This window comes from Fictibacillus arsenicus (assembly GCF_001999465.1).
Lineage (GTDB): Bacteria > Bacillota > Bacilli > Bacillales > Fictibacillaceae > Fictibacillus > Fictibacillus arsenicus.
In genome coordinates this window covers 877752-891876 of sequence record NZ_MQMF01000001.1, presented here as the reverse complement: position 1 = coordinate 891876, position 14125 = coordinate 877752, and the positions used below count along the sequence as shown (strand labels likewise).

9 protein-coding genes are annotated in these 14125 nt (G+C 35.6%); 7 read left to right on the top strand and 2 right to left on the bottom strand.

Going from position 1 to position 14125, the window contains the following annotated elements:
* Nucleotides 1-242 precede the first annotated feature (242 nt).
* The gene (gene wecB, locus UN64_RS04385) at nucleotides 243-1391 is read left to right on the top strand and encodes a non-hydrolyzing UDP-N-acetylglucosamine 2-epimerase (RefSeq protein ID WP_077360059.1); all 1149 of its coding nucleotides are present in this window, start codon (nucleotides 243-245) and stop codon (nucleotides 1389-1391) included.
* A gap of 47 nt (nucleotides 1392-1438) precedes the next feature.
* On the opposite strand, the gene UN64_RS20780 is transcribed toward wecB, so the two are convergent.
* A complete protein-coding gene (locus tag UN64_RS20780; protein WP_171978793.1) occupies nucleotides 1439-2503 on the bottom strand; it encodes a stalk domain-containing protein in 1065 nt (354 codons plus the stop codon).
* Nucleotides 2504-2798: 295 nt separating this feature from the next.
* On the opposite strand from UN64_RS20780, the gene UN64_RS04375 reads away from it, so the two are divergent.
* The 4 genes from UN64_RS04375 to UN64_RS04360 all read left to right on the top strand — a co-directional run bounded on the left by UN64_RS04375 (nucleotide 2799) and on the right by UN64_RS04360 (nucleotide 9752).
* Nucleotides 2799-4754 carry an LTA synthase family protein gene (locus tag UN64_RS04375; protein ID WP_077360057.1) on the top strand — a complete coding sequence of 652 codons (1956 nt, stop codon included), beginning with the start codon at nucleotides 2799-2801 and terminating at the stop codon, nucleotides 4752-4754.
* Between the two features lie 200 nt (nucleotides 4755-4954).
* On the top strand, nucleotides 4955-5710 hold the full coding sequence (locus UN64_RS04370) for a YhfM domain-containing protein (RefSeq protein ID WP_077360055.1): 756 nt from the start codon (nucleotides 4955-4957) through the stop codon (nucleotides 5708-5710).
* Nucleotides 5711-6182: 472 nt separating this feature from the next.
* The gene (locus UN64_RS04365; protein ID WP_077360053.1) at nucleotides 6183-7580 is read left to right on the top strand and encodes an N-acetylmuramoyl-L-alanine amidase; all 1398 of its coding nucleotides are present in this window, start codon (nucleotides 6183-6185) and stop codon (nucleotides 7578-7580) included.
* Nucleotides 7581-7808: 228 nt separating this feature from the next.
* Entirely contained in the window at nucleotides 7809-9752 is a 1944-nt protein-coding gene (locus UN64_RS04360; protein WP_171978792.1) for a S8 family peptidase, read from the top strand.
* Nucleotides 9753-9791: 39 nt separating this feature from the next.
* Here the strand turns inward: UN64_RS04360 and UN64_RS04355 are convergent, their stop codons facing one another.
* Nucleotides 9792-10826 carry a C40 family peptidase gene (locus UN64_RS04355; protein WP_077360049.1) on the bottom strand — a complete coding sequence of 345 codons (1035 nt, stop codon included), beginning with the start codon at nucleotides 10824-10826 and terminating at the stop codon, nucleotides 9792-9794.
* Nucleotides 10827-11070: 244 nt separating this feature from the next.
* Here UN64_RS04355 and UN64_RS04350 point away from each other — a divergent pair, with 244 nt between their 5' ends.
* The gene (locus UN64_RS04350; RefSeq protein ID WP_077360047.1) at nucleotides 11071-11922 is read left to right on the top strand and encodes a copper amine oxidase N-terminal domain-containing protein; all 852 of its coding nucleotides are present in this window, start codon (nucleotides 11071-11073) and stop codon (nucleotides 11920-11922) included.
* A 110-nt stretch (nucleotides 11923-12032) separates the two neighbouring features.
* On the top strand, nucleotides 12033-14000 hold the full coding sequence (locus UN64_RS04345; RefSeq protein WP_077360045.1) for an LTA synthase family protein: 1968 nt from the start codon (nucleotides 12033-12035) through the stop codon (nucleotides 13998-14000).
* Nucleotides 14001-14125 lie beyond the last annotated feature (125 nt).

Here is a 14125-nt window from a genome sequence, read left to right as displayed (position 1 = left end):
GTCACTTTACTATATTTCCTATGGCATTTATTGTCAAGATAGGTAATGTTATATTTTTATAGTAAATAAAGATATAGTAAGCTAGTTGTCATCTTTTTATTAATACATTCGAATATATATGAGTGGAATAATCTGAGTTTTGATGTTCTAATTGACTGTAAGGGAAGAAACGATTAGCATTAAAAAAGGATATTTCGCCCATAATGATGTACATATGTCCTAATAAAAGGAGAAGATTTTTGATGTCGGATAAAATTAAAGTAATGACAATCTTCGGTACAAGACCTGAAGCCATAAAAATGGCGCCACTCGTACTGGAATTAGAAAAATATAACGAGCAAATTGAGTCAATTGTAACGGTTACAGCACAACACAGAGAGATGCTGGATCAAGTGCTGGAGATTTTTGAAGTAACACCTGATCATGACTTAAACATCATGAAAGAACGTCAAACTTTAATAGATGTAACAACAAGGGCTCTTCACGGATTAGATGAAGTTATGAAGGAAGTAAAACCTGACATTGTGCTAGTGCATGGTGATACTACGACTACATTTGTTGCAAGCTTAGCTGCTCTTTATAACCAGATTGCCGTAGGACATGTTGAAGCAGGTTTGCGTACGTGGAATAAATATTCTCCATTTCCTGAAGAAATGAATCGCCAGTTGACTGGGGTAATTGCTGATATGCATTTTGCACCTACTGATACAGCAGCTCAAAATTTATTAAAGGAAAATAAACCAGGTGACAGTTTATATGTAACAGGGAACACAGCAATCGATGCTTTAAAAACAACGGTAAAAGAAGATTACACTCACGAAGTTTTAGAAAAGCTGAGTGATGATAGACTTATTCTCCTTACTGCTCATCGCCGTGAAAATCTTGGGGATCCGATGCGCAATATGTTTAGGGCGATTAAACGTCTGGTAAATGAACATGACGATGTACAAGTGGTGTATCCTGTTCACTTAAATCCGGCAGTACGCGAAGTAGCAGCTGAAGTGCTCGGCGATGATAACCGTATTCATTTGATTGAGCCGCTTGGCGTAGTTGATTTCCATAACTTTGCATCAAGAGCACATATTATTTTGACCGACAGCGGCGGGGTGCAAGAAGAAGCTCCATCACTTGGTGTGCCTGTGTTAGTTTTACGTGATACAACTGAGCGCCCAGAGGGAATTGAAGCTGGTACTTTAAAACTGGCTGGGACAGACGAAGAAACGATATATGGATTAGCTAAAGAGCTGTTGACAGATGTGTCCGCTTATGAAGCGATGTCCAAAGCTTCCAATCCTTATGGAGACGGGGAAGCGAGCAGAAGAATTGTAGAAGCGATTTTGTATCACTTTGGAAAGATAGATGAGAGACCAAATACTTTTAGAGTCATTTAGTTCTAAAAAAATCCCTCAGAATTGTAACATCTGAAGGGATTTTTTTATTATTTATTAATTTTCACCAAATCATTAACGCTATCCCATGTTACTTCTGCTCCAAAAGCTTCAGAAAAGAATCGTACGGGAACGACAATCCGGTTATTGATATTGAGTGGCGCTGTATCGAGTGTGATGCTTTTTCCGTTTACTTTTGCTATGTTTGACAAGTATTTTAATTCAACAGTTGTTCCGTTTAATTCAGCTCTTACTGTTTCTGTTGTTGTATCCCATTTCACTGAAGCTCCTAATGATTCTGCAATACCTCGAATGGGAGCTAATGTCCTGCTGTCGATATTAACAGCTGGTTGATCTAATTCTAGTTTTTTTCCATTGACCATGACTCCCACTTCATGAAGCTGTTCCTTCCTGCTATTAAGGTAACTGTTTATTTTAGATGTTGGTCCCATTACAATATGAGGTTTTTGGGACTGGTTCAGCCATCGCAGTAAATTTACCATGTTTGTTTCCGAAACAGCTACACAACCTGCGGTTGCTGAGCTGGATGATTTCCACATATGTAAAAAGATTGCGCTTCCTTTTCCGGAAATAATTGGATTATCGTTATATTTTATTACTACACCATATCTATACAGCGGGTGGTTCATTCTCTCAAAGGTTTTCCAGCGTGAATAGGGATTCCCGGTATAATAAATCCATTTATTATAGTCTCGAGAACTGATATCATCTACCCAATAGTCATATCGGGTTACGGTCCGGAAAGGATAGTTGCTGCCACTGGGCTTTCCAACAGTACCGAAACCTGTTCCCAATTGATAGATACCGGTAGGCGATGATCCTCCTCCTTCTTTCATTACCTCTGCAAAACCGTTATAGCCAATTACCGCTGGCATATCGGAAAGAGCCTTTTTCCAAACTCCTTTTACCTTGTGATAGGTTGATAGTTTAGCATACTTAGTATCCCATCCATTTGCCTCTACTATGATTAATTGAGATTCATTAAAAAAATGGTTTGATATTAATTTTTCTCTATAATCCGCAGCAGAAACGGGCTTAAGGTTCATACTTCCAAATACGAATAGAGCAAAACACCATATGGCTAGTCTTTTCATTTTACACCTCATTAATTATTCGGTCTTATATATCTATCTTATTAGAAGAACGATCTAAATAACCAGTATAAAAAGTCCTTAATTAAAATGATTTTTCTCAAAAACCATTTTAATTAAGCTTTTTGGATGAAATACATTTAAAAATCCTTCTGAATCTCAATGTGGAAAAAAATTACTGTAAAGGAAAATATAATAACTTATTTTTGTTTACATTTAACCGTAAAATGGGTATTGAATGAGGAACTAATTCATTGTACATAAAAATATGTAAGGGTTAAAGGAAGGGTATTTTAGCGTGAAACAATTTAAATTTATCAGTATCAATATAATTTTATTTGTATTGTTCGTTATTTTAATAGTATGGAAGCTGACCTTATTTTCAGACAGTTCAAAAACGGTATTTTCGCAATATGGAATTTTAGAAATGTTTAAACGTTTGTTTGCTTTTTTTGTACATGGCGAGTCGTTTTCACCATTGCGCGAAGGGATTATGCTCGTCTCGTTCGGAGCTATTATACTTTTATTCTTCTGGACAATTTTCCTTAAAATTAGAAAACAGATTATTGCGTTGCTAATATTAGACTTTGTTTTATCCCTTATTATTTTAGCGGACACCCTTTACTATCGTTATTTTGAAGATTTGATTTCAAGCGCTGTGCTTTTGCAGATCAAACAGATGAGTTCATTGGGAAGCTCGGTTGGTGACCTCTTTAAATGGAGCGACCTAATCTTGTTTGCTGACTTACTTGTATTCGTACCACTCTCTATTTTTATATTAAAAAATTTCACTCTGGTTCAAAATGCAAATCCTTTTTTACGATCGGGAATAGGGTTGCTTACTGGAATAGCAGGTGCCTGGCTGTTCTTTTATCCTCTTCATGATTTTGTTCAAAAAGGCGGTGCCTACTTATTTGATAAGACACTGTCCAGCATGAGGGTGTACGAGGTAACAGGTTTACTTGGTTTTCATGGGTACGACACATACAAGTATTTAGATGAATATGTTTTTAATAAGAAAAAAGTGAATGCTGAAGAAAGAAAAGATGCTAAGCAGTGGTTTGAGGAGAAAAATAATACCCAAGATAAAACGACTTATAAGGGAAAAGCGGCTGGCAAAAATTTAATTATGGTTCAGCTAGAGGCCTATCAAAGCTTTGTTATAGATAAAAAGATTAAGGGACAAGAAATTACCCCCAATTTGAATAAACTTAAACAAGAATCTCTTTATTTTAATGATATACACCATCAGACGGCGAGCGGACGTACTTCTGATGCTGAATTTAGTGCAAATACATCGCTTTATCCATTGCCGACGGGATCTGTTTATGTTCGATATCCCCGTAATGAATATGATTCCCTGCCAGCGATTTTAAAAGAAAACGGATATGATACTGCGGCTTTTCATGCTTACAAACCAGGTTTTTGGAACCGTTATATTGCTTATCCGAATCTAGGATTTAACGAGTTTCATAGTTTGGAGGATTTTGATGATAGAGAAAAGATAGGTTGGTCGATCAGTGATGAATCCTTCTTTATTCAATCTATGTACAAAATGAAAGAAATGAAGGAACCGTTTTATTCCTTTTTGGTAGCTTTAACCTCTCATTATCCATATACGATACCAGCAAAATATCAGGAACTAGATCTCGAAGGTGTAGGAGATGTGAACCTGCGTAATTATTTACAGTCGATTCACTATGTTGATAAAGCGATAGGTACTTTTGTTGAAAAGCTAAAACAGGAAGGATTATGGGATTCTTCGGTCATAGTCTTTTATGGTGACCATGATAGCGGTTATATGCAGGAAAATACACCCTCTGTTAACTTTGCACAACAAGAGGATGACGCACTTGGCGAACTTGAAGTAAAGAGCGGAATCCCATTATTTATTCATGCTCCAGGTATAGAGGCGAAGGAAATTGATAAAACAGGCGGTCAGATTGATATTATGCCGACATTGCTGGATCTGTTTGGAATTGATGAACAGAAATATCACCATATGGGACATAACTTATTAAATGATCAAGAAGGATTTGTATCTTTTAGGTATGGGTCTGTTAAAACTGATAAGCTGTACTATCAAAGCGCTGTTGACTTAAATCCAAAGAACGGAACTTGTTACGATCTAACAAGCCGAGAAAAAGTCCCGATGAAAACATGTTATCCTCTATATGAAAAAAATATTAAAGAGTTGGATGTATCTGATTCTGTAATTTATGGAAATTTAATTCAACGGTGGAATCAGGAGTAAATGTTTAAATCCGTTTTAAATAACTAGAGACTGACCAAAAAGACACACAATTAAATTTCTTAAAAACCAAATCGATGGGAAAAAAGAGGCATGACGTAAAAAGTTTATACTTTTAAGTCAGCCCTTTTTTTTGTTGAAACATTTTATAAAGGAATTACGTCTAAGGGTTAGTAACGAATATCTTTGGAGGTAAAGATTGTATGAAAAAATCAATGATTTTTCTCCTTATTACTCTTATTTTAATTACTGGCTGCAGCTTTTTGGATAAAAACAATGAGCAAAAAGTAGGATCTGCATTGGATAAAGAAATGGGATTAGTTTCAGTAAAACTTTCAGGTGGAAGTCAAGCTATATTTAAAAAGGACAACGAATTAGAAGCATTTCAAAATGCCGTTAATAACGCTAAAAAAATCGAGGGAATTCTTGATGTAATGAAAAGTAATTATGAATTCGATTTGATTTTCTCGAATGGAGAAGCTCAAACAAAATCATATTTCCTTTGGTTGGATCCTACAAGGCGATCCGGAATGATTATGGACCAAGAAGATACTCATACAGGGTACACTTTAAAAAGCAATGATGCAGAAAAATTAGTTGAAATTATTAAAGACATTAAAGTTAATTTAGAAAACAGAAATATTGAGGGCATCTCTGTTTCAAGAGTAGGCGAAGATATGATTGATATTAAAAGTCCTCATGTCAAATATACTCAGGAAAATAAAATACAACTTCAAACTTTTGTAGAAGCAATTACGCGTGCTAAAAAACAAAACGGAGTTGTGAAAATTGGGAATTCAGATTATATTCTTGATGTAGCATTTGAAGATCAGACGAACTCCCAATACATGCTATGGCTAAATTCGGAGCGTGGTTTAATCATGAATAATAAAGACACACACACACTGTACGATCTACCAGCTGATGTTATTAAGGACTTGAATAGTTATGTGAAATAAAAAAACAAACATGTTTAATACATTCCCTGTTATTCATCCTGCCTATTTTCTATGAAATGCTTTTAATTGTAGCCTTTATTTTATTTGTTCTTTCAGTATTATTAGTATTAGAAAAAAATATTTTTCTAGGAATTTTGTGTTTTTAAAAGTAATTTCAAAAAAAAAGTAATCTTTTAGCTGTATGTTTTAAAAATAAGTGAGAAAAAACGCGCTAACTCTTAATTGGAGTTTGGTGCGTTTTTTTATTTTACTTAGAGCCTCTAAAAAAGTTGACAATTTTCTATTTTTTTATCTAAACAAAGACAAATTTCGTCCGATATATATTTTGAAATAGTAAATAGACCTACCGAAATATGACAAAAACACTAAAATTTCTGTATAAAATCTCTTATTTCGCTATAAAAACTACTAATATACCAAATTGGTAGGAATCGCCAGCTATTTACAACTTAGAAATATAGGGGGGAATTAGGTGGGTTGTAAAAAAAATATTATTGCTTTTCTCTTTTTAATTACTTCAGTATTATGCTTATCTCCATCAGGGTCTGTCTCTGCAACAAGTTTTTCAGACGTATCATCTAATCATCGGGCATATGATGAAATAATGTATCTAGCAAACAAAAGTACATTAGGCGGCTATACAGATGGAACTTTTCGTCCTGATAATTATGTAAGTCGTGCTGAAGCAGCGTCAATGATTGGCCGTGCGTTAAAATTGCCAGGAGGGAATAGAACAACAGAATATGTTGATGTTCCAAAGACCCATTATGCTTCTGGATTTATACAAGATATGAGTGACAAAAATATATTAGCAGGTTATGGTAATAGATACTATGGTGTAAACGATAAGCTTACACGGGAACAAATGGCTGCCATCATTACAAGAAGCTGGACATTTTCGAACACCAGCAGTATTAATTTTACTGATGTTCCATTAGATTCACCAACTTATGATTCAATCAACAAATTAGCAAATGCTGGAATTGTTGGCGGTTACCCTAATGGAGAATTTGGCCCTAAGGATTTTATTAAAAGAGCAGATTTTGCATTAATGCTTGCAAGGGTTTTGAATCCAGACTTTCGTAGCTCTAATACAGAACCTAAACCAATTGCTCAAGCACAAGTAACTGCAGACTCTTTAAATGTTAGGTTGGGTCCTTCTACAGATGCTAATCGTACAGGTTCTTTTCCCAATGGTACTGTTGTTAATGTATATAGCAAATTATCAAACGGTTGGGCTTATGTAGGTACAAGTAATCTAAAAGGTTATGTTTATGGTACTTATTTGAGATATACAACTAACCCTTTAAAAGGACGTACAATTGTGTTAGATCCAGGTCATGGGGGTTCAGACCCTGGTGCGAGCGGCTACAAACTGATTGAAAAAAATATTGTCCTTATTACATCTCGACATGTAAGGGACTACCTGCAAGCTGCTGGTGCAAATGTAGTAATGACAAGAAACTCTGATGTATTCCTATCTTTATCCCAGCGTGTTAGTGTTGCTAATAATGCTAATGGCGAAATATTTGTATCCATTCATGCTAATGCATTTAACGGAAGTGCCAATGGAACTGAGACATACTATAACGGTGATACAAGAATGGCAGCAGAGAATAAAAAGCTAGCTACTTTTATCCACCAACGCATGATGAGTTCTAATTTAGGAACCATTGACAGAGGAGTTAAGGAAGGTAATTTTCAAGTAATAAAAAGTCAAGTTAATATGCCTAGTACATTAGTAGAGTTGGCATTTATTGATTATATAAATGACGCAAAAAAACTAGCTTCTGATGAATGGCGTAAACGTGCCGCAAATGCCATTCACCTTGGTATAAAAGATTATTTTTATTATTTAATGACCAAATAATACCTAGTGAAAAAGTAGGGGTCTGACCCCAAACAAATACAACTTACTTATATGTCCACCTGGAAAAGACGTTTAATCTTTAATCTTTCCAGGTGGTTTTTACTTTGTTTTCTCTTCGACAAATCTTCTTAAAAAATGCTATTGATTTCTATCAATTTTATACCGATAGTTAAAGAAGAAGCTGTATTGTATCATCTTTTGTTTATTTTAATTTCTAGGAGGACATTAATGGCTAGTTTTAAGTCAAAAATAAGTGTCTTTTTAATTTCATCTTTTATTGTTACTAATCTTTCAATTGGACACCAAACTGCATTTGCAGAGACAGCGAGTATTCAAGATGAAATAAACACGAGTTCCTATATTATTGGTTTCAAAAATCAGATTGATGAAGAACTTATAAAAAGATTAGGTGGCTCCATTGAATTACGCCTTGAAAGTATTGGAGCGGTCTCTGCTACCTTATCGAGTAAGGCAGCGATTCAATTAGCGTCATCTTCTTTAGTCCGTTTTATTGAACTGGACAAACAAGTTGTTCTTGAAGAACAATACATCGATCCGCAAATTTATGGTTTGAATTTCTCAAAAGTAATAAATGAAAACAACAACTTTACTGGCAGAGGCCTCAAGATTGGAGTAATGGATACCGGGATTGATATCGATCATTCTGATTTGAGAGTAGCTGGCGGGGTTTCGTTTGTGCCTGGTATGAGTTCCTATGATGATAATAATGGTCATGGAACCCATGTAGCAGGAATCATAGGTGCTCAGGACAATACTTTTGGAGTTAAAGGGCTTGCTCCAAATGCACAACTCTATTCAATTAAGGTATTGGATGCCAATGGTGCAGGGCAACATTCTCAGATTATAAGCGGTATAGAATGGGCAGTACAGAACGGTTTGGATATTGTAAATTTAAGTTTGGCTGGAGAAGGAGGTTCATCAGCACTTAAACTGGCAGTAGACGAAGCTTATAATAAAGGACTCTTAATTGTTGCAGCTTCTGGAAACCATTCAGATAATACTTTTAGTGAAGATCAATACGTCATGTATCCTGCAAAATATTCAAGCGTTATAGCGGTCGGAGCAGTTGATAAAGACAAAAAACATCCAAATTTTTCAGGTGCTGGTCCTGAACTTGAATTTGTAGCGCCTGGTGTAAATATATATAGTACTTTTTTTAATAATTCATATGAAACACTTACTGGCACTTCTATGGCAACACCATATGTATCAGCTATTTTTGCTTTATATAAAGAAGCCTACCCTTTGCTAACACCATCCCAACTTAGAACAAAGATACAAGGGAAAGCATTGGATTTAGGAGCTGTCGGAAGAGACGTTAATTATGGATTTGGGCTTATCCAGGCGCCGATTTTGGACAAGAATCCTCCTACTGCTCCTGGTAGCCTTAACTATAAGATTGGCAATACAGGCATAATGCTTAAATGGACTGCTTCTATTGATCAGTCAAAGATTAAAGGGTATAACATTTTTCGTAACGGAATCAAAATAAAATCCTTATTAAATACCACTCAATTTACAGAAAAGGTAAGTCCAGGATTTTACCTGTATGAAGTAACTGCAGTAGACGAAGACGGAAATGAATCGCAAAAAAGCAAGATAGACACTATGGTTTACCTTACTTTCCCTGATATAACTTCATCTAAATGGTATGCACCATTTGTGTATGATTTAACTGCGAGAAAATCTGTTGGTGGTTATCCGGATGGGAAGTTTTATCCTGAAAAGCCTATAACCAGAGGAGAAGCGGTTTCGATGATCGGGAGAGCACTTCAACTTGATGGCAGACAAAGATCAACTTCATTCCCGGATGTATCTAGCAGCTATTTTGCTTCGGGCTATGTCGCCTCAATGGCTCAGAAAAAATTCGCTGGCGGTTTTCCTGATGGATCTTTTAAACCTGCCCAAACAATAACAAGGGCGGAAGTAGTATCTTTACTCGATCGGGCATATTCTTTTAAAGAAACTGCCGGAACACCAAAAATTTTTCCTGACGTTAAAACGAGTCACTTTGCCTATAAAGCTATTCAACACCTATCTTTAGCAAAAATAGCAAATGGTTACCCAGACGGAACTTTCAAGCCTCAACAACCTGTAACACGTGCTGAGATGTCGGTATTCCTGTCCAGAACAATTGAAGAAAAACAATAAATATAATAAGCCATCTGGATCACTCCAGATGGCTTTTTTTTACTTTACAGTTAGAGTTGTAAGGGCTCGGTACAAGAAAGCTGAAAATTCAGCCCTGGATGTTTCTTTTAGAGGTTTAAATGTGTTATCTTCAAAGCCTGATGCGATTTTATTCTCACTTAATAGTTGAATAGATTCATAGGCCCAATAATCTGTTTTTACATCTGTAAATGAGTTGTTAGCAGATTTATTTGTCAGAACAAAAGTTTTATCAATTAAAGCAGCGATTTCGTCCCTAGTCATTTCTTTAGTAGGTTTGAACGTACCATCTGGATATCCGGCAATAATACCTGCTTCTTTAACAGCATTTATAGACGCAGATGCCCAATAGGTAGAAGAGACATCTTTAAATTGACTTTTATTAGTAGAATCACTTAAATTAAGAGCATTAGCAACCATTGCTGCAGCTTCAGCTCGAGTTACAGACTTTACAGGTTTGAACTGGCTGTACTCGTAACCATTCATAATTCCCTTCTTACTTAATGTAGTGATTGGATTATAAGCCCAATAATTTAAAGGAACATCATGATATTGTCCTTGTGGCAATACAGAAAGTGTTGCTACTTTTTCTTCTTCTTTAATAAAACGGCGTGCGCCTAAATATCTTGAACCCCAATAGTAAGGATCATTAATTGAAGAGATAGTGATTCCTTTTGATGAAGAAGCATGGATGAACTTTCCGCTTCCTACGTAAATACCAGCATGTGAAGGTCCAGGTTTATAAGTAGTGAAAAAAACTAAATCTCCAAGTTCTATATCTGCTTTTTTTACTGTAGTTCCCTCCTGATATAAATCAGTTGTCATTCTTGGAACTGTTATGTTGTGTTTTTGCTTAAATACATATGTTATAAAGCCCGAACAATCAAATCCTGTCGAAGGTGATGTGCCACCCCATGTATATTTGACACCTATGTATTTTTTCGCCGTTGTTACTATGTCTTCTCTTGTTCCCGCATCTGCTTGTCCTGGAAGAAGAGTTAGGACTAGTAAAAGAGATAAGATCCAAGCCCCTAACTTTTTAACCAATAAAAACACTACCTTTCCCCTTTTTTCAATCTATTAAACTATTTTTAGTGAATTTTCTATTTTTTTCTACAAAAATAAGTCTACCATATATTTCTACTTTATTTAAATTACAATTATGTAACAGATGTTACATATGGAAAACAAGAGACTTAAAGCCATTTGTCTATTTAATGTCTAATTAGACAAAAAATTACCATTTATAATGGGGAGAAATTTCCGATAAAAATAACGAACAAAAAAAGGAGGAAAAAATTTGAAAAAAATACTATCATTATTATTTGCTTTGGTATTAATTGCTGGTATCGTACCAGGAAAAGCTGATGCGGCAAGACCAATCGGCGTTCAATTAAATGGATCTTCAGTAACTTTTGATGTTTCACCTGTTATGGAGAACTATCGTGTACTTGTACCATTAAGAAAAGTATTTGAGAAAATGGGCGGAAAAGTAGAATGGGATAACAAGACCCGTTCAGTTATTATAGAGAAAAGTGAAAAAAAAATCTCTTTAGTAACTGATTCAAAGAATGTGACTGTTAATGGTGTAAAACAAGTTATTGATGTTCCACTTAAAATTAAAAACGGTCGTGCACTTGTCCCAGTTCGATTTGTTGCTGAAACAATGGGAGCAGACGTTCAGTGGTCGTTATACACCCAAACCGTATACATCTTCTCTGGGGAAGTCGCTACTGCGTTAAAACCTTTCCATAAAGGAATGACCAAGGAAGAAATAGCAGCAATTGTTCCTAACACAACATATACAGAGTTTACAGTTGACTCTGGTCGAGTAACAGGAAAATTACCTTTATATGGGAAGGAAGCAACTGCCTATTTCGATATTGCAAAAAACGGATTAATGACTATTAAATTGAAATTTGAAGAAGCAGGACAATTTGAAACTTTAGGGAAATTTTACAGTGATAAAATAAAACTAGAATATGGAAATTATGCGGTGAATACAATACCTTTCTACGTAGATTACAGTAATGCTTGGGAACAGTACATGTATCCGATAAATTTCCGGTTAGAACTTAATACTGTTGAAAAAGCTAATGGGATTGTTGAAGTTCAAATAGTTAAAATTTTACCGGATGTTACAATAAAATAACCATTAATAAATTTTAATACTTAGAAAAAAGGGTAATCTCCTAAAAGGGATGATTGCCCTTTTTTTTATTAAATTGTAAAATGGGAAGGTGCTGAAAGGGGATACAATCAATGATTTTAAATGGTTTTCGGCGTTGGGGATGGGACTTCTTTTTTTATGGAGCTTTCCTGATTGCCGTTTTTCTTAAACTATATTTATTTGCGGCGTTCTCCGATACTGTCTTCGCCTCGCAGGGTTTAGTTTTTTATGTGAAGGAAGCTTTACACAAACTCTTTTTTAAAGGAACAATCACTGGTTTTTTTGCGGGATTAACTTTAATTAGTCTTGGCGCTTTATTTATCGCCTCTTGTTGGACGCTGTTACTTAAACAAAGAAAGCGCTGGATCAGCCTCCTTATTCTAAATGCTGTCCTGACGTTTTTAATCGTTGGAGATTTAATCTATTATCGTTATTTTAACGACCTATTATCAATGACTGTCTTATCTCAAATGAACCAAGTGGGTGCTATTTCTGGTAGTATCCTAGATTTGTTTGAAATGAAAGATTTTCTATTCATCGCGGATTTAGTGGTTCTTATTCCACTGGTTGTTATTGTGGTTAAAAGAGGCAGCGGAAAGCTGATCGCGCGTCCTGTCACTCGTGTTGTACTGGGATTGGGTGCGCTTCTTATCGGATACTTATTTGTGATGAGCCCTATTAACGATTATGTGAAAAAATACGGCTCAGCTCTTTTTGCGAGTAACTGGTACAACATGTCGCTCTACAGTCAGACTGGTTTAATTGGATTTCATGGATATGATGTGTACCGTTTTGTAAATGAAACAGTTTTTCAACAAAAGAAAATCACGGCCAAAGAATCGAAAGAGATTGAAGAATGGTTTGAGAAACATCAAAGAGAAATGAAGAAAGAAACCCCTTTATACGGAATGGCCAACGGCAAGAATGTGATTATGGTTCAACTCGAGGCATTTAATAACTTTGTGATTAACCAAAAGATAAACGGCAATGAGATTACACCTAACATTAATAAACTTCTTGATGAAAGTATGTACTTCCCGAATTTTTATAAACAGACTGGCCAGGGGAGAACGTCTGATGCGGAGTTCTTAGCCAATGCTTCCTTGCATCCTTTGTATTCTGGATCTGTCTATGTTCGTTATCCAAGCAACACGTATGATTCACTTCCTGGCATTTTAAAACAAAATGGTTATGAGACAGCCGCTTTTCATGCCTATGAAAAGAGCTTCTGGAACCGTTATGTGATGTATGACAATTATGGTTTCGATCATTTTTACGGGGAAGGGGATTTTAAGAATGGAGAGATAGCTGGATGGACACTTGGTGACAAGCCGTTCATGCAGCAGTCGGTTGATCAGCTCTTAAAATTGGAAAAACCGTTCTACGGGTTCCTTGTTGCGTTAACCAGTCACCATCCGTATAATATCCAATCTAAATATCGTTCTCTCGATGTAGCAGAATATGAAGGAACAATCTTTGGAGATTATCTGCATTCTGTTCATTATGTGGACGAAGCTGTTGGAATGATGGTAGAACGTCTGAAAAAGGAAAACCTTTGGGATGAAACAGTGTTTTTGCTGTATGGAGACCATGATTATGGAGTCGATAATAATGAAGCTATGCTGAAGATAGCTGGCGAAGAATTTACTCCTTATAACATAGAAGAAATTTATCAGGAAGTACCGCTTGTGATGCATTTGCCGAACGATATGGGCAAAGGTGTATATGAACGAACAGGAGGGCAAATCGATCTTTCTCCGACTATTTTACATGCATTAGGTATTCCTTTTGATAGTCGGTTTATGATGGGTAACAATTTATTTGAAGAGAAAAATCAGCTCGTCGTACAGCGTAATTTATCTTGGACCAACGGGGAGTATACTTATAAATCCTCTCCAGAAGGTTTCTTTGAAAAAGGAACATGCTTCGATGGCTCTACTGGAAATATAACGGATATCAATTTGTGTAAACCAAGTTGGGACCAAGCTAAAAAAGAACTTTCAATCTCTGATAAAGTTATTTTTAGTGATGTATTAGAGAAACTTATAATAAAACAATAACTATAAATAAAGCATCGTTCACTTTTGGAGAACGGCGCTTTTTGTTTTATTAAAATAACACCTTTTTCATTTACTTTAAACAATTGACTTGAAATTCGATTGGATAGAGAAAATTATAACCATTT

Bases quoted from the DNA above. Each gene is read 5' to 3' on its own strand.
- wecB (WP_077360059.1), top strand. From the start codon at position 243: ATGTCGGATAAAATTAAAGTAATGACAATCTTCGGTACAAGACCTGAA.
- UN64_RS20780 (WP_171978793.1), bottom strand. From the start codon at position 2,503: ATGAAAAGACTAGCCATATGGTGTTTTGCTCTATTCGTATTTGGAAGT.
- UN64_RS04370 (WP_077360055.1), top strand. From the start codon at position 4,955: ATGAAAAAATCAATGATTTTTCTCCTTATTACTCTTATTTTAATTACT.
- UN64_RS04360 (WP_171978792.1), top strand. From the start codon at position 7,809: ATGGCTAGTTTTAAGTCAAAAATAAGTGTCTTTTTAATTTCATCTTTT.
- UN64_RS04345 (WP_077360045.1), top strand. From the start codon at position 12,033: ATGATTTTAAATGGTTTTCGGCGTTGGGGATGGGACTTCTTTTTTTAT.